Raw genomic sequence first — 16,613 nt, 5'->3', positions numbered from 1 at the left:
GATGCCGATACGGGAGCGCCTGGGGAGGTTCCCCTCGTGGGATCCGCCCCCGGGAGCGTCACCTCGCCCGCGTACCGCTTGCCACGTCCGCGTACGTGCACCGCGCGTCCCGGCATGGTCCGAAGTGTCCTGCGGAGGCGGAGTCTTCCGGGGTGACCGTCCGTACATCCTTATGTCCATCGAACGGTGGACAGGTGCCCCGGTGCGGCAGAATGACCGTGCCCCACACAGCTACTGAGCGATGGAACGGCGATATGACGACTGCAGCGGTTGACGACGTGTCCTCGGGCCGGAAGGGGGACGGCTCCCAGGGCACGGTCGGTGCCGGCCGGGCCTTCGCGTGGTTGCTGGTGGTCACGGGCGCGGCGGGTCTGGTGGCCGCGTGGGTCATCACGATCGACAAGATCAAGCTGGCGGAGGACCCGACGTTCAAGCCGGGGTGCAGCCTGAACCCCATTGTGTCGTGCGGCAACATCATGACCAGCGATCAGGCGTCGGCGTTCGGGTTCCCGAACCCGATGCTGGGTCTGGTGACGTACGCGATGGTGATCGCCATCGGTGTCGGTGTTCTCGCGGGTGCCCGCTACCGCCGCTGGTTCTGGCTCGGTCTCAACGCCGGCACCCTCTTCGGTGTCGGCTTCTGCACCTGGCTCCAGTACCAGTCGCTCTACAACATCAACTCTCTGTGCCTGTGGTGCTGTCTGGCCTGGGTCGCCACGATCGTGATGTTCTGCTACGTCACCCTGCACAACATCAAGCACCGGATCATCAAGGTCCCCGAGGGCCTGCGCAACGGACTGCTGGAGTTCCACTGGGTGCCCTCGGTGCTGTGGATCGGCATAATCGGGATGCTGATCCTGACCCGCTGGTGGGACTTCTGGACCGGGACGGCCTGACCCCCGGCGCTGTCAGTGGTCTGACATAGGCTTCACAGCGTGGAGCCCGACCTCTTTACCGCCGCAGCGGAAGAACGCCAGGAGAAGGACCCGTCCAGCAGCCCCCTGGCCGTCCGGATGCGCCCGCGCACCCTCGACGAAGTCGTCGGACAGCAGCATCTGCTCAAGCCGGGCTCGCCGCTGCGCCGGCTCGTGGGTGAGGGCGGCGGTGGCCCCGCCGGACCCTCCTCGGTCATCCTCTGGGGCCCGCCCGGCATCGGCAAGACGACCCTGGCGTATGTCGTCTCCAAGGCGACCAACAAACGCTTCGTGGAGCTCTCCGCGATCACCGCGGGCGTCAAGGAGGTCCGGGCGGTCATCGACGGCGCCCGCCGTGCCGCCGGCGGTTTCGGCAAGGAGACCGTCCTCTTCCTCGACGAGATCCACCGCTTCTCCAAGGCACAGCAGGACTCCCTCCTCCCGGCCGTGGAGAACCGCTGGGTCACTCTGATCGCTGCCACCACCGAGAATCCGTACTTCTCGATCATCTCCCCGCTGCTCTCCCGCTCCCTGCTGCTCACGCTGGAGTCGCTCACCGACGAGGATCTGAGCGGACTGCTCCAGCGGGCACTCATCGAGCAGCGCGGTCTGGGCGGCGCGGTCGCCCTCCCCGAGGACTCCGAGGCGCATCTGCTGCGGATCGCGGGCGGCGACGCCCGCCGGGCGCTGACCGCGCTCGAGGCCGCCGCCGGTGCGGCGATCGACAAGAGCGAGGAAGAGATCACCCTCCAGACCCTGGAGGAGACGGTCGACCGCGCCGCGGTGAAGTACGACCGCGACGGCGACCAGCACTACGACGTGGCGAGCGCGCTCATCAAGTCCATCCGCGGCTCCGACGTGGACGCGGCGCTGCACTATCTGGCCCGCATGATCGAGGCGGGGGAGGACCCGCGGTTCATCGCCCGCCGGCTGATGATCTCGGCGAGTGAGGACATCGGCCTGGCCGACCCGACGGCTCTGCCGACCGCGGTAGCCGCCGCCCAGGCCGTGGCCATGATCGGTTTCCCCGAGGCGGCCCTGACTCTCAGCCACGCCACCATCGCGCTGGCGCTGGCCCCCAAGTCGAACGCCGCCACCACGGCGATCGGCGCCGCGCTCGCGGATGTACGAAAGGGGCTGGCGGGTTCGGTCCCGCCCCATCTGCGGGACGGCCACTACAAGGGCGCGGCGAAGCTCGGCCACGCCCAGGGGTATGTGTACCCCCACGATGTCGCGGGCGGTATCGCCGCCCAGCAGTACGCCCCCGACGAGGTGCACGGCCGGCATTACTACGAACCGACGCGGTACGGCGCGGAAGCACGGTACGCCGATGTGGTCGAGAAAGTGCGCGAGCGGCTGCGGGGCGAAGGCACATCCACCACGTCCGGCGCCTGAGGCCGGGAGGCGCGGGCATGCCCGGGGTCAGTGCGAGGCGGCCTCGAAGAGCGTGCGCATGGCCCGGCGCAGCTCGCTGACACTGCGCACCGGCTCGGGGAAGTCGAAGCGTGCGTCGAAGCACCTCTCCCCGACGAACCGCACCCGAAGGCCGAACCGGTCCAGCGCGAGGGGCACCGCCCGCTGTCCCTGTCCCTTCCCGCCCTTTCCGTCCGCCGCTTCCGCCCCGTCCACGGGCCCGTCCCCGCGCTCGCCGAGCAGCTCGCACAGTCCCTGCACCCGGTCGCTGTGTGCGGAGTGCAGATGCTGGAGCAGCTCGGCCTCGTGCGAGACAAGGGGATCGACAAAGGCCCTCGCGAAGTCCTCCGGTTCGACGCTCTCCGCACCCCAGAGGTCGTCGACGCACGCCTCCCCGACCTCGAGGCGCAGCATCATGAGGCCGGGCTCCGCCAGACCGGGTACGGCGGTGAGCCAGCCGGAGACCCATGCGCGGCCGCGGATACGATGGGGCACCGAGACGGGCGCGACGTCGGTGATCTCCAGCACAGCCGCCAGCTCGTCGTCCTGAGCGTGTGTTGCGGCGCGTACGGCCGGTGAATCCGCGGGATAGAGCAGGAACACCTCGCCGTCGGGCCCCACCACCCGCGCGTGCGGGGTCAGCTGCTCGGGGCGTGCGCCGTCCAGCCCTGGAACGAGCAGCACCGCGGAGCATGTACTCTGTACGAGAGTTCGTGTGCGCTCGGCTGCTGACGGCATCCGAGTGATTTCAAGCCCGCTGGGACGCGGCTGACCATGAGCTGATCGGACCTCCGTCGCATCGACGCTCTGAGAAGCGTCGACGTTCTTTGTGCTGTCCGTGACGCGCTTGGTGTTCCCAGGGCGAGACATGCGATCTCCTTTAGTAAGGTGAGCCTAACCTAACCTACAATGGAGGTCTGGAGAACGTGCCTAACCAGTCGCGTCCCAAGGTCAAGAAGTCCCGTGCGCTCGGTATCGCGCTGACGCCGAAGGCCGTCAAGTACTTCGAGGCTCGTCCGTACCCGCCGGGCGAGCACGGCCGTGGCCGCAAGCAGAACTCCGACTACAAGGTGCGTCTGCTCGAGAAGCAGCGTCTGCGCGCCCAGTACGACATCAGCGAGCGCCAGATGGCGCGCGCCTACGACCGCGCCAAGAAGGCCGAGGGCAAGACTGGCGACGCGCTGGTCATCGAGCTCGAGCGCCGCCTCGACGCCCTGGTCCTGCGTTCGGGCATCGCCCGCACCATCTACCAGGCCCGTCAGATGGTCGTCCACGGCCACATCGAGGTCAACGGTGGCAAGGTCGACAAGCCGTCGTTCCGCGTCCGTCCCGACGACGTCGTGATGGTCCGCGAGCGCAGCCGCGAGAAGTCGCTCTTCCAGGTCGCGCGTGAGGGTGGCTTCGCCGCCGACGGTGAGACCCCGCGCTACCTGCAGGTCAACCTGAAGGCCCTGGCGTTCCGCCTGGACCGTGACCCGCAGCGCAAGGAAGTTCCGGTCATCTGCGACGAGCAGCTGGTCGTCGAGTACTACGCCCGCTGATCACGGCGTAACTCACAGCGCTTCAGCCCGCCGCTTCCCCGCCCTTACCGGTGGGGGAGCCGGCGGGCTTCCGCGTTGTCAGGACCGCCGGACGGACGCCGCCCTGCCGGACCTCGGGCGGACGCGGGTGCTCCCGCACGGCGAGGGCACGCCGCACCGCCGCGTCCAGGGAGAGCTCCCGCCCTTCCCGTACGCAGGCCTGATAGTCCTCGGCACCCAGCACCTCGCCCGCCTGCTGCTTGCACAGGGCGCGCGGCGCACCGAAGTAGCCGGAGCCGAACAGAGGCAGACCGACCGCGGCCCACACCGGAGCCGCTGCCCCCTGCAGCACCGCGGCCTCCGCCGGATCACCCTCGCTCGCCGTCACCAGGGCCAGCAGCTCGATCGCGAGCACCAGCCCCACGAGGTCGTTGAACCGGTGGTCGATGGTGATGCACTCGGTGAGCAGCTCCCGCGCCCGGCCGTGATCGCCGCAGGCCCAGGCCGCGTATGCCAGCACATACATCGCGTAGGCGCGGCTCCACAGCTCACCGCGCTCCTCGCAGATCTCCTTGACCTCCTCGCACAGCGCGACCGCCGCGTCCAGCCGGTCCTGAAAGACCAGGGTCATGGCGAGCTCGACCTGGCCCATCAGTACATTGCTGTTCAGCTCGCCGATGTCCCGGTACGAGGCGAGGGCTGAGCGCAGCAGCTCCTCGGCGCGCGGCATGTCGTCGGAGAGCAGTGCCAGGCAGCCCAGGCGATGGGCGGCGTACGCGGCGGCCAGCAGGTTCCCGCTGCGGTCCGCCCCCTCCCGGCACTCGTGCAGCGCGCCCGCCGCCGCGATGTCGTCGCCCTGCAGGATCGCCACATAGCCGAGCACCCACAGCGCCTTGAGCCGTGACTCCTCGTGCCCGGCGTCCGCCGCCAGGGCCCGGTCCAGCCAGTGCCTGCCCTCGGCGAGCCGGCCGCATCCGGCCCAGTAGAACCAGAGCGTCCCCGCCAGATACTGGCCCAGATGCGCGTCGTCCGGATGCTCCAGGCAGAATTCCAGCGCCCCGCGCAGATTGGGCAGCGCGCTCTCCGTACAGGCCGCGACCTCGGCCTGGCGCGGGCTGAACCAGTCGAGCTCGCACCAGGTGGCCAGGCCCATGTACCAGTCGCGGTGCCGTCGGCGCATCCGCTCGTCGTCGCCGAGGGCCTCCAGCCACTCGGCGCCGTACGCACGGACCGTGTCCAGCATGCGGTAGCGCACGCCCACGGATGTCTCCTCGCGGAAGGCGACCGACTGGGCAAGCAGTTCACCGAACACATCCAGCACGGTGTCGGCGGGCAGGTCGGGCCCGCTGCAGACGTACTCCACCGCCTCCAGATCGAACTGGCCGACGAAGACCGACAGCCGCGCCCACAGCAGGCGCTCCTGCCCGGTGCACAGCTCATGACTCCAGCCCACCGCCGTACGGAGCGTCTGGTGGCGCGGCAGCGCACTCCTGCTGCCGCCGGTCAGCAGCCTGAACCGGTCGTCGAGTCGGTCGAGAAGCTGATCGAGGGAGAGGGCGGGCAGCCGTCCCGCGGCGAGTTCGAGGGCGAGCGGGATACCGTCGAGCCGGCGGCAGAGCTCCCGCACGGAGGCGTGGTTGTCCTCGGTCAGCCGGAAGTGCGGCAGCGCGGAGACGGCGCGGTCGGCGAAGAGCAGTACGGCGTCCTCCTGCGTCATCGGAGCCAGACACACGAGGTGCTCGCCGTCCACCCGCAGGGGTCTGCGGCCCGTGGCGAGGATCTGGGCATGGGGAGCGCGGCGCAGCACATCTCGTACGAGCCCGGCGCAGCCGTCGACCAGATGCTCGAAACCGTCCAGAACGAGCAGAAGTTGGCGTGGGGCGACGTGGTCGAGGAGCACATCGCCCGGCGGTCTGCTGGTGTGGTCGGTGACCGAGAGCGCCTCGACCACGGTGTGGGCCAGCAGTCCGGGATCGCGGAGAGTCGAGAGCTCCACCAGCCACACCCCGTCGAGGTACCGATTCTGCAGCGCGGCGGCGCCATGGGCGGCGAAACGGGACTTCCCCACACCGCCGGCCCCGGCAATGGTGACCAGCCGGGCATCGTCCAGGAGGCGGCCGAGCTCGGCCAGTTCTTCCGCCCGGCCCACGAAACGGTTCAGTTCTGCCGGGAGATTGCCCTGAACCGGAGGGTGATCATCGGAGGAGGAGCAGGAGCGATGGGGGTGCCGCATGAGACACGCAGAGTACCCGTGCGTGCGCACTCCGTACAATGTTCCTGCGTAACTCCCGTCCCCGCACTGGTAATGCGGTACGGGGTGCGACCCTGGGCGCGATAGGGTCGGAGGACGATTCTCGAGGTACCCATCGACGAGCAGAGAGCGGTGCAGAGTGACCGGTGGAGAGGTTGCCGGGATCCTGGTGGCCGTCTTCTGGGCGATCTTGGTCTCCTTCCTCGCCGTGGTGCTGGTGAGGCTGGCCCAGACGCTCAAGGCGACCACCAAACTCGTGGCGGACGTGACCGAGCAGGCCGTGCCGCTGATGGCCGACGCCTCCGCGACCGTGCGCTCCGCACAGACGCAGCTCGACCGGGTCGACGCCATCGCGTCGGACGTCCAGGAGGTCACCTCCAACGCCTCGGCGCTCTCTTCGACGGTCGCCTCGACCTTCGGCGGCCCGCTGGTCAAGGTCGCCGCCTTCGGCTACGGCGTACGCCGGGCCATGAGCCGCAAGAGCGACGACATGCCGGCCGCATCGTCCCGTCGTACGGTGATCACCGGCCGTACGGTGCCGTCCGCCCGGCGCAAGAACCGGAAGGGCTGAAGCTCGATGTTCCGCCGTACGTTCTGGTTCACCGCGGGCGCCGCAGCCGGCGTGTGGGCCACCACCAAGGTCAACCGCAAGCTCAAGCAGCTGACGCCCGAGAGTCTCGCCGCGCAGGCCGCGAACAAGGCGATCGACGCGGGCCACAAGCTCAAGGACTTCGCACTCGACGTCAGGGCCGGCATGGTCCAGCGCGAGGCCGAACTGGGCGAGGTGCTGGGCCTGGAGGCACCCGCCGACCCCGAACTGCCCGCGCAGCGACGCCTCGCGGCCGTCGACCGGCCGCAGCACCCGTACAACAAGAACTCGCAGAACTCGTACAACCGGAATGAGGACCACTGATGGAGTCGGCTGAAATCCGCCGCCGCTGGCTGAGCTTCTTCGAGGAGCGCGGTCACACCGTCGTCCCTTCGGCGTCGCTCATCGCGGACGACCCGACTCTGCTGCTGGTCAACGCGGGCATGGTCCCCTTCAAGCCGTACTTCCTCGGTGAGGCCAAGCCGCCCGCCCCGCGCGCCACCAGCGTGCAGAAGTGTGTCCGTACACCGGACATCGAAGAGGTCGGCAAGACCACCCGCCACGGCACGTTCTTCCAGATGTGCGGCAACTTCTCCTTCGGCGACTACTTCAAGGAAGGCGCCATCACATACGCCTGGGAGCTGCTCACCAGCTCCGTGGCGGACGGCGGCTTCGGCCTGGAGCCGGAGAAGCTCTGGATCACCGTCTACCTCGACGACGACGAGGCCGAGCAGATCTGGCGCGAGAAGGTCGGCGTACCGGCCGAGCGCATCCAGCGGCTGGGCAAGAAGGACAACTTCTGGTCCATGGGCGTCCCCGGACCCTGTGGCCCCTGCTCCGAGATCAACTACGACCGCGGCCCCGAGTTCGGCGTCGAGGGCGGTCCGGCCGTCAACGACGAGCGGTATGTGGAGATCTGGAACCTGGTCTTCATGCAGTACGAGCGGGGCGCCGGCGAGGGCAAGGAGGACTTCCCGATCCTCGGCGACCTGCCCTCGAAGAACATCGACACGGGTCTCGGCCTCGAGCGTCTCGCCATGATCCTGCAGGGCGTACAGAACATGTACGAGACCGACACCCTGCGCGTCGTCATGGACCAGGCCACCGAGCTCACCGGCGTCCGCTACGGCGACAAGAACGACTCGGACGTCTCCATGCGTGTGGTCGCCGACCACATCCGTACGTCCGTGATGCTCATCGGCGACGGAGTCACGCCCGGCAACGAAGGCCGCGGTTACGTCCTGCGCCGCATCATGCGCCGCGCCATCCGCAATATGCGGCTGATGGGCGCCACCGGACCGGTCGTCGCCGAGCTCGTCGACGTCGTGATCAAGACGATGGGGCAGCAGTACCCGGAGCTGATCACCGAACGCAAGCGGATCGAGACCGTGGCCCTCGCCGAGGAGGCCGCGTTCCTCAAGGCCCTCAAGGGCGGCACCAACATTCTCGACACCGCCGTGACGGAGACCAAGGCCACTGGTGGCACGGTCCTCGCCGGCGACAAGGCGTTCCTGCTCCACGACACCTGGGGCTTCCCCATCGACCTCACCCTGGAGATGGCCGCCGAGCAGGGGCTGTCCGTGGACGAGGACGGCTTCCGGCGTCTGATGAAGGAGCAGCGGGAGCGCGCCAAGGCCGACGCCAGGGCCAAGAAGACCGGCCACGCCGACCTCTCCGCCTACCGCGAGGTCGCCGACAACTCCGGCTCCACCGAGTTCACCGGCTACACCTCCACCGAGGGCGAGTCGACGATCGTCGGCCTGCTCGTCGACGGTGTGCCCTCGCCCGCCGCGACCGAGGGCGACGAGGTCGAGGTCGTCCTCGACCGCACTCCCTTCTACGCCGAGGGCGGCGGCCAGCTCGCCGACCAGGGCCGCATCAGGCTCGACACCGGCGCGGTCATCCAGGTCCGTGACGTCCAGCAGCCGGTCCCCGGCGTCAGCGTCCACAAGGGCTCGGTGCAGGTCGGCGAGGTGACGGTCGGCGCCTCCGCCTACGCCGCCATCGACATCACGCGCCGCCGCGCGATCGCCCGCGCCCACAGTGCCACGCACCTCACCCACCAGGCGCTGCGCGACGCTCTCGGCCCGACGGCCGCCCAGGCCGGCTCCGAGAACTCGCCCGGCCGCTTCCGCTTCGACTTCGGCTCGCCGAACGCCGTACCCGGCACGGTCCTCACCGACGTCGAACAGAAGATCAACGACGTGCTCGCCCGCGAGCTCGACGTCCAGGCCGAGGTCATGAGCATCGACGAGGCCAAGAAGCAGGGCGCCATCGCCGAGTTCGGCGAGAAGTACGGCGAGCGGGTCCGAGTCGTCACGATCGGCGACTTCTCCAAGGAGCTCTGTGGCGGTACGCACGTCCACAACACCGCCCAGCTGGGTCTGGTGAAGCTGCTCGGCGAGTCGTCGATCGGCTCCGGTGTGCGCCGTATCGAGGCCCTGGTGGGCGTCGACGCCTACAACTTCCTCGCCAAGGAGCACACGGTCGTCGCCCAGCTCCAGGAACTGGTCAAGGGCCGTCCCGAGGAGCTCCCCGAGAAGATCTCCGGCATGCTCGCCAAGCTGAAGGACGCCGAGAAGGAGATCGAGAAGTTCCGCGCGGAGAAGGTCCTCCAGGCCGCCGCCGGTCTCGCCTCGGGCGCCAAGGACGTGCGTGGCGTCGCTCTGGTCACCGGCCAGGTGCCGGACGGCACCTCCGCCGACGATCTGCGCAGGCTGGTTCTCGACGTGCGCGGCCGCATTCAGGGTGACCGCCCCGCGGTGGTGGCTCTCTTCACCACCGCCAACGGCCGGCCGCTCACCGTCATCGCCACCAACGAGGCCGCCCGCGAGCGCGGTCTCAAGGCCGGTGACCTGGTCCGTACCGCCGCCAAGACCCTCGGTGGCGGCGGTGGCGGCAAGCCGGACGTCGCCCAGGGCGGCGGCCAGAACCCGGATGCCATCGGCGAGGCCGTGGCCGCCGTCGAGCGTGCCGTCGCCGAGACGGCGTGACGACGCTGATGCGCAGAGGCCGTCGCCTCGCGATCGATGTCGGGGATGCCCGGATCGGGGTCGCCTCGTGCGACCCCGACGGGATCCTCGCCACACCGGTGGAGACCGTGCCGGGACGCGATGTCCCGGCCGCCCACCGGCGGCTGAAGCAGCTCGTCGAGGAGTACGAACCGATCGAGGTCGTGGTCGGCCTGCCCCGCTCGCTCAGCGGCGGGGAGGGCCCGGCCGCGATCAAGGTCCGCGGCTTCGCCCAGGAGCTCGCCCGCTCGATCGCCCCCGTTCCGGTACGACTGGTCGACGAGAGGATGACCACAGTGACGGCCAGTCAGGGGCTGCGCGCTTCGGGCGTGAAGTCCAAAAAAGGCCGGTCCGTCATCGATCAGGCTGCCGCTGTGGTGATCCTTCAGAACGCTCTGGAGTCCGAACGGACGTCAGGTACCGCACCCGGCGAGGGCGTCGAAGTGGTTGTCTGATCGCGATACGGTAACGTTCCGCGCGATGGGGCGGTGTTCGAACAGCTGCCCCACGGCAAATGAGGCGGATCGTCGTCTCGCGGCCCTAGGGGATCGATGACTGAGTATGGCCGGAGCCCCGGCTCCGAACCGTGGAATCCCGAGGACCCCTTGTACGGGGACCAGGGATGGGGAGGACAGCAGGCCGCAGCCGGCCACACTCCGTACGGCGGCCAGCCGCAGCAGCAGTACCCGCAGCCGACGCAGCAGCAGTACGACGGCCGACAGGCCCCGTACCAGCAAGATCCGTACCAGCAGGACCCGCACCAGCAGCAGTACCCCCAGCAGCCGCAGCAGCAGGACCCGTACCAGCAGCAGTACCCGCAGCAACAGCAGCAGTACAACCAGCAGCAGTACAACGGCGCGTGGGACACCGGTCAGCAGGCCGCCATGCCGTACGGCACCACCCCGGCCGACCCCTACGGTGCCCAGCAGCCCGGCTACGCCGACGAGAGTGCCGACTACTACCGCACGCCCGAGGCCTACCCGCCGCCGCAGCCCCCCGGCCGGCGTCGCCCCGAGCCTGAGGCCGAGCCCGAGCCCGAGGCTGAGGCCGACTGGCAGGCCGAGGCGCCGCAGGAGGAGAAGCACCCCTTCTTCACCGGCGACGACGGCCGCGACGACGACAGTGAGTACGACGACGACCCGCGCGAGTCGCGCCGGGCCGGCGGTGGCCGCGAGCGCCGCGGCAAAACCAAGAAGAAAAGCCGTAACGGCTGCGCGTGCCTGGTCGTCTCGCTGGTTCTCGCGGGCGGCGTCGGTGGTGTCGGCTACTTCGGCTACCAGTTCTGGCAGGGCCAGTTCGGCGCGGCCGAGGACTACACGGGTGCCGGGTCCGGCACGGTCCAGGTGGTGATCCCCGAAGGCGCGGGCGGATCTGTGATCGGCAACCTTCTGAAGGAGAAGGGGGTCGTCAAGAGTGTGGACGCCTTCGTCTCGGCCCAGAATCAGAACCCCAAGGGCAAGACCATCCAGGCCGGGGTCTACACGCTGAACAAGGAGCAGTCCGCGGCGAACGCCGTCACCGCGATGCTCAACCCCAGCAGCCGCAACGCCCTCATCATTCCCGAGGGCCAGCGCAATGTCCGGATCTACGAGCAGATCGACACGCGACTCGCACTCAAGGCGGGCACCACGAGCGCGGTCGCCCGGGCAGAGGCGAAGAATCTCGGCCTGCCCGGCTGGGCGAACAACCACGCGAACGTCAAGGACCCGCTGGAAGGCTTCCTGTTCCCGGCGAGCTATCCGATTGCCAAGGGCACCAAGCCCGAAGAAGTCCTCAGGCAGATGGTCGCCCGCGCGAACGAGGAGTACCGAGAGGTCGGTCTCGAGTCCAAGGCGAAGCAGCTCGGGCTCAAGGACCCGTGGCAGCTGCTTACGCTCGCCAGCCTGGTGCAGGTCGAGGGCAAGACGCACGACGACTTCCGCAAGATGTCCGAGGTCGTCTACAACCGCCTCAAACCCACCAACACCGAGACGAACCAGCTGCTCCAGTTCGACTCCGCCTTCAACTACCTCAAGGGTCAGAGCAAGATCGACATCTCTGAAAGCGAGATCAACAGCAACCAGGACCCGTACAACACGTACACCCAGAGGGGTCTGACACCGGGGCCGATCAGCAACCCGGGCAATGAGGCACTGGCGGCGGCCCTGAACCCGACGAAGGACGGCTGGCTGTACTTCGTGGCGACCGACGGTATGAGCAAGACCGAGTTCGCCAAGACGCACGCCCAGTTCCTGAAGCTGAAGGACAAGTTCGATGCAAGCCAGGGCAAGAACTGACGCTCGCCGCGCGGCGGTCCTCGGATCGCCCATCGCGCACTCGCTCTCCCCGGTGCTGCACCGCGCCGCCTACGCGGAGCTCGGCCTGGCCCACTGGTCGTACGACCGGTTCGAGGTGGACGAGGCCGGGCTTGCGGGATTCCTGGCAGGGCTCGACGGTTCCTGGGCCGGGCTGTCGCTGACCATGCCGCTCAAGCGCGCGATCATTCCGCTGCTCGACGGCATCAGCGACACCGCGGCCTCGGTGGAGGCCGTCAACACGGTGGTCTTCACCGAGGACGGCCGCAGGACAGGCGACAACACCGATATTCCGGGCATGATCGCCGCGCTGCGGGAGCGGGGCGTGGACAAGGTCGATTCGGCCGCCGTGCTCGGCGCCGGCGCGACGGCGTCGTCCGCGCTCGCCGCGCTCGCGCACATCTGTACCGGACCTGTCACCGCGTATGTACGCAGTGCGGCCAGGGCCGAGGAGATGCGCGGGTGGGCCGAGCGGCTCGGCGTCGAGGTGCGCGTCGCCGACTGGGCGGAGGCCGCGGGGGCGCTCGAAGCCCCTCTGGTCATCGCCACCACTCCGGCCGGGGCCACCGACGCGATCGCCGCCGAGGTGCCCGAGCGGCCCGGGACGCTGTTCGATGTGCTGTACGAGCCGTGGCCGACCACCCTGGCCACCGCCTGGTCGCGGCGGGGCGGCGCGGTCGTCGGCGGCCTCGACCTCCTGGTCCATCAGGCGGTACTCCAGGTGGAACAGATGACGGGCCGTTCCCCGGCGCCGCTGCGGGCGATGCGTATTGCAGGTGAACGGGCGCTCGAAGCCCGCTAGTATCTGCGCGTTCCGTCACAGCACCGGGGGAGAACAGTCGTGGAAACGGGCCAACCGCAGGCGTCGATAGCCAAGAACATCTTCGAGGGCGTGATCCAGTTTCTGCCCGACTGGCTGGAGATCCCGCTGCTCTGCCTGCTCGCCCTGATCATCGTGCTGGGCTGGGTGCAGTCGATCAGGGGGAAGATCGCGCGGCGGCGCGCGGCCAGGACGGCGCAGCCCGTCGGCGCACCGCAGCCCGTCGCCGCATCGCAGGGCGACCAGGGCCGCGGAGCCGACTATCTCGGCCCGTACGCCCCCGCACAGCCCCAGGCCCCGCAGCCGCCCCGCCAGGAGCCGCAGGGGGCCGACTTCCTTGGCGCGTACGCCCCTCAGCAGCGCCGGGACGGCGACTCCGGCTGACCGTCGGGCTGTCCACCGGACGTCCGTCTGCTGGACCGGAGATCAGGTCACGGCTCCGGACGTGGGAGGATCGGGGAAGGCGGGCCAGGGCCGCGCACCCGGTCGCGCCGTCGCAGTTCCAGGCGCGAGCATCATGAGGAGCACCGTTGAGCAGGTTGCGTTGGCTGACGGCGGGGGAGTCGCACGGACCCGCACTGGTGGCGACGCTGGAGGGTCTTCCCGCCGGTGTGCCCATCACCACGGAGATGGTGGCGGACCACCTTGCCCGGCGGCGGCTCGGTTATGGACGCGGTGCGCGGATGAAGTTCGAGCGGGACGAGGTCACCTTCCTGGGTGGCGTGCGGCACGGGCTGACCATGGGTTCGCCGGTGGCGGTCATGGTGGGTAATACGGAGTGGCCGAAGTGGGAGCAGGTCATGTCGGCCGATCCGGTCGATCCGGATGAGCTTGCGAAGCTGGCGCGTAATGCGCCGCTGACCCGGCCGCGGCCCGGCCACGCGGATCTGGCGGGTATGCAGAAGTATGCGCTGGATGAGGCGCGGCCGATCCTGGAGCGGGCCAGTGCCCGTGAGACGGCGGCGCGGGTTGCGCTCGGCGCGGTCGCCCGTTCCTACCTGAGGGAGACTGCGGGCATCGAGATCGTCTCGCATGTGGTCGAGCTGGCTGCCGCGAAGGCTCCGTACGGTGTGGTTCCGGTGCCTGCCGACGAGGCGAGGCTGGATGCGGATCCGGTGCGCTGTCTGGATGCGGATGCGTCGAAGGCGATGGTCGCGGAGATCGACCAGGCTCACAAGGACGGTGACACTCTGGGCGGCGTGGTCGAGGTGCTGGCGTACGGTGTGCCGGTCGGTCTGGGTTCGCATGTGCACTGGGACCGGCGTCTGGATGCGCGTCTGGCGGCGGCGTTGATGGGGATCCAGGCCATCAAGGGTGTCGAGGTCGGTGACGGGTTCGAGCTGGCGCGGGTGCCGGGGTCGAAGGCGCATGACGAGATCGTGCCGACCGGGGAGGGTATCCGTCGTACTTCGGGCCGTTCCGGTGGTACGGAGGGTGGTATGTCGACGGGTGAACTGCTGCGTGTGCGGGCGGCGATGAAGCCGATCGCGACGGTGCCGCGTGCGCTGGCGACTGTTGATGTTGCCACCGGTGAGGTGGCGGCGGCCCACCATCAGCGTTCCGATGTCTGTGCGGTGCCGGCGGCCGGGATCGTGGCCGAGGCGATGGTGGCGCTGGTTCTGGCGGACGCGGTCGGGGAGAAGTTCGGCGGCGACAGCGTCTCCGAGACCCGCCGCAACGTGCAGTCCTACCTCGACAACCTGCACATCCGGTGAGCGCCCCGCTGATCGTCCTGGTCGGGCCCATGGGCTCGGGCAAGTCCACCGTCGGCGAGCTGCTCGCCGACCGGCTCGGCGTTGCCTACCGGGACACCGACGCTGACATCGTCGCGGCCCAGGGCCGGGAGATCGCGGACATCTTCGTCGACGAGGGCGAGCCGTACTTCCGTGACCTCGAGCGAGCGGCCGTACGTGACGCCGTCGCCGGACACGAAGGAGTCCTCGCCCTCGGCGGCGGGGCGATCCTCGACGAATCGACGCGTGGGCTGCTGGCCGGACTGCCCGTCGTCTACCTCTCGATGGAAGTGGAGGAGGCGGTCAAGCGGGTCGGCCTCAACCAGGCGCGCCCGCTGCTGGCCGTCAATCCGCGCCGGCAGTGGCGGGAGCTGATGGACGCCCGCCGCCACCTCTACACCGAAGTCGCCCGCGTCGTCGTGGCCACCGACGAACGCACCCCCGAAGAGGTCGCCCAAGCGGTCCTCGACGCACTGGAGTTGAAGGACGTATGACGGACCAGGCAGTGACCCGTATCCAGGTAGGCGGCACGGAAGGCTCCGATCCGTACGAGGTGCTGGTCGGCCGGCAGCTGCTGGGCGAGCTGCCCGGGTTGATCGGGCCGCGTGCTCAGCGGGTGGCGGTGCTGCACCCCGAGGCGCTGGCGGGCACCGGTGAGGCGATCCGTGAGGATCTGGCGTCGCAGGGCTATGAGGCCATTGCCGTCCAGCTGCCCAACGCCGAGGAGGCCAAGACCGTCGAGGTTGCGGCGTACTGCTGGAAGGCGCTGGGGCAGACCGGTTTCACCCGCACTGATGTGATTGTCGGTGTCGGGGGCGGGGCGACCACCGATGTGGCGGGGTTTGTCGCGGCGACCTGGCTGCGAGGGGTGCGCTGGATCGCGCTGCCGACGACCGTGCTCGGCATGGTGGATGCGGCGGTCGGCGGCAAGACCGGTATCAACACCGCCGAGGGCAAGAACCTGGTGGGTGCCTTCCATCCACCGGCCGGAGTCCTGTGCGATCTGGCCGCCTTGGACTCGCTGCCGGTCAACGACTACGTCAGCGGCATGGCGGAGATCATCAAGGCGGGGTTCATCGCCGACCCGGCCATTCTCGATCTGGTGGAGGCGGATCCACAGGGCGCGCGGACGCCTGCCGGGCCGCACACGGCCGAGCTGATCGAGCGCTCCATCCGGGTCAAGGCCGAGGTCGTGTCCAACGACCTCAAGGAGTCCGGGCTGCGCGAGATCCTCAACTATGGGCACACCCTGGCCCACGCCATTGAGAAGAACGAGCGCTACAAGTGGCGGCACGGTGCCGCGGTGTCGGTCGGGATGGTCTTCGCCGCCGAACTGGGCAGGCTTGCCGGGCGTCTTGACGACGCGACCGCCGACCGCCACCGCTCGGTCCTGGAGTCCGTCGGGCTGCCGCTGACCTACCGCGGCGACCAGTGGCCCAAGCTCCTGGAGACCATGAAGGTCGACAAGAAGTCCCGCGGCAACCTGCTGCGCTTCATCGTCCTGGACGGGCTCGCCAAGCCGACCGTCCTGGAAGGCCCCGACCCGGCCGTGCTGCTCGCGGCGTACGGAGAGGTGTCCGCATGACCCGTCAGGTGCTGGTCCTCAACGGCCCCAACCTCGGGCGGCTCGGCTCCCGCGAGCCCGACGTCTACGGCGCGACCTCCTACGCGGGTCTGGTGGAGACGTGCCAGGAGCTCGGCAAGGAGCTCGGCTTCGACGTCGACGTCCGGGAGACGAACGACGAGGGCGAGATGATCCGCTGGCTGCACGAGGCAGCAGACGGTTCGATTCCGGTCGTTCTCAACCCCGGTGCCTTCACCCACTACTCGTACGGGATGCGTGACGCGGCCGCCCAGCGGACCGCGCCGCTGATCGAGGTGCACATCTCGAACCCGTACACGCGCGAGGCATTTCGGCACACGTCGGTGGTCGCGGCGGTCGCCAGCGGCACCGTCGCGGGCTTCGGTATCGGCTCCTACCGCCTCGCCCTGCGCGCGCTGGCCGAGGAATTGGCCGGCTGACGGGGGCACTTCGGTCCCTTCCCGGCCGTTGCCACTGTGGGGGCCG

General features: G+C 69.3%; 16 protein-coding genes. 14 read left to right on the top strand and 2 right to left on the bottom strand.

Annotated elements, in window-relative coordinates; all coding sequences use genetic code 11:
- The first annotated feature begins 254 nt into the window (after positions 1–254).
- Entirely contained in the window at positions 255–896 is a 642-nt protein-coding gene (locus OG883_RS18095) for a vitamin K epoxide reductase family protein (RefSeq protein WP_266542125.1), read from the top strand.
- Positions 897–935: 39 nt separating this feature from the next.
- Positions 936–2,309, top strand: a complete 1,374-nt coding sequence (locus OG883_RS18090) for a replication-associated recombination protein A (RefSeq protein ID WP_266542121.1) — start codon at positions 936–938, stop codon at positions 2,307–2,309.
- 27 nt (positions 2,310–2,336) lie between these two features.
- On the opposite strand, the gene OG883_RS18085 is transcribed toward OG883_RS18090, so the two are convergent.
- The gene (locus OG883_RS18085) at positions 2,337–3,065 is read right to left on the bottom strand and encodes a DUF2470 domain-containing protein (RefSeq protein WP_266542117.1); all 729 of its coding nucleotides are present in this window, start codon (positions 3,063–3,065) and stop codon (positions 2,337–2,339) included.
- A gap of 188 nt (positions 3,066–3,253) precedes the next feature.
- Between OG883_RS18085 and rpsD the strand changes: the two genes are divergently transcribed.
- Positions 3,254–3,868, top strand: coding sequence for a 30S ribosomal protein S4 (gene rpsD, locus OG883_RS18080; RefSeq protein WP_266542113.1), 615 nt, complete (start codon positions 3,254–3,256; stop codon positions 3,866–3,868).
- 22 nt (positions 3,869–3,890) lie between these two features.
- Here the strand turns inward: rpsD and OG883_RS18075 are convergent, their stop codons facing one another.
- The gene (locus OG883_RS18075) at positions 3,891–6,080 is read right to left on the bottom strand and encodes a regulator (RefSeq protein ID WP_266542111.1); all 2,190 of its coding nucleotides are present in this window, start codon (positions 6,078–6,080) and stop codon (positions 3,891–3,893) included.
- A gap of 157 nt (positions 6,081–6,237) precedes the next feature.
- On the opposite strand from OG883_RS18075, the gene OG883_RS18070 reads away from it, so the two are divergent.
- From OG883_RS18070 to OG883_RS18020, 11 genes are all read left to right on the top strand, one after another.
- Positions 6,238–6,669 (top strand): DUF948 domain-containing protein, encoded by a 432-nt coding sequence (locus OG883_RS18070; protein ID WP_266542108.1) that lies wholly within the window; start codon positions 6,238–6,240, stop codon positions 6,667–6,669.
- 6 nt (positions 6,670–6,675) lie between these two features.
- Entirely contained in the window at positions 6,676–7,011 is a 336-nt protein-coding gene (locus tag OG883_RS18065) for a DUF6167 family protein (RefSeq protein ID WP_266542105.1), read from the top strand.
- Positions 7,011–9,680, top strand: coding sequence for an alanine--tRNA ligase (alaS, locus tag OG883_RS18060; RefSeq protein WP_266542102.1), 2,670 nt, complete (start codon positions 7,011–7,013; stop codon positions 9,678–9,680). Before OG883_RS18065 ends, alaS begins: the two co-directional genes overlap by 1 nt.
- An 8-nt stretch (positions 9,681–9,688) precedes the next feature.
- Entirely contained in the window at positions 9,689–10,153 is a 465-nt protein-coding gene (gene ruvX / locus OG883_RS18055; protein WP_266549155.1) for a Holliday junction resolvase RuvX, read from the top strand.
- Positions 10,154–10,249: 96 nt separating this feature from the next.
- A complete protein-coding gene (mltG, locus tag OG883_RS18050) occupies positions 10,250–11,974 on the top strand; it encodes an endolytic transglycosylase MltG (protein WP_266542098.1) in 1,725 nt (574 codons plus the stop codon).
- Entirely contained in the window at positions 11,952–12,794 is an 843-nt protein-coding gene (locus OG883_RS18045; protein ID WP_266542095.1) for a shikimate dehydrogenase, read from the top strand. Before mltG ends, OG883_RS18045 begins: the two co-directional genes overlap by 23 nt.
- A 39-nt stretch (positions 12,795–12,833) precedes the next feature.
- Entirely contained in the window at positions 12,834–13,196 is a 363-nt protein-coding gene (locus OG883_RS18040) for a hypothetical protein (protein WP_266542092.1), read from the top strand.
- A 146-nt stretch (positions 13,197–13,342) separates the two neighbouring features.
- Positions 13,343–14,527, top strand: coding sequence for a chorismate synthase (gene aroC / locus OG883_RS18035; protein ID WP_266542089.1), 1,185 nt, complete (start codon positions 13,343–13,345; stop codon positions 14,525–14,527).
- Positions 14,528–14,556: 29 nt separating this feature from the next.
- Complete coding sequence (locus OG883_RS18030) at positions 14,557–15,039, top strand: shikimate kinase (protein ID WP_266549152.1); 483 nt, start codon at positions 14,557–14,559, stop codon at positions 15,037–15,039.
- The gene (aroB, locus tag OG883_RS18025) at positions 15,036–16,130 is read left to right on the top strand and encodes a 3-dehydroquinate synthase (protein ID WP_266542086.1); all 1,095 of its coding nucleotides are present in this window, start codon (positions 15,036–15,038) and stop codon (positions 16,128–16,130) included. Before OG883_RS18030 ends, aroB begins: the two co-directional genes overlap by 4 nt.
- Entirely contained in the window at positions 16,127–16,567 is a 441-nt protein-coding gene (locus OG883_RS18020) for a type II 3-dehydroquinate dehydratase (protein ID WP_266542083.1), read from the top strand. The genes aroB and OG883_RS18020 overlap by 4 nt, the downstream gene beginning before the upstream one ends.
- Positions 16,568–16,613: the final 46 nt, after the last annotated feature.

Origin of the sequence: Streptomyces sp. NBC_01142, from assembly GCF_026341125.1 — a bacterium.
Classification (GTDB): Bacteria; Actinomycetota; Actinomycetes; order Streptomycetales; family Streptomycetaceae; genus Streptomyces.
Note: the sequence above shows the minus strand (reverse complement) of the source record. Positions and strands in the feature narration are given on the sequence as shown.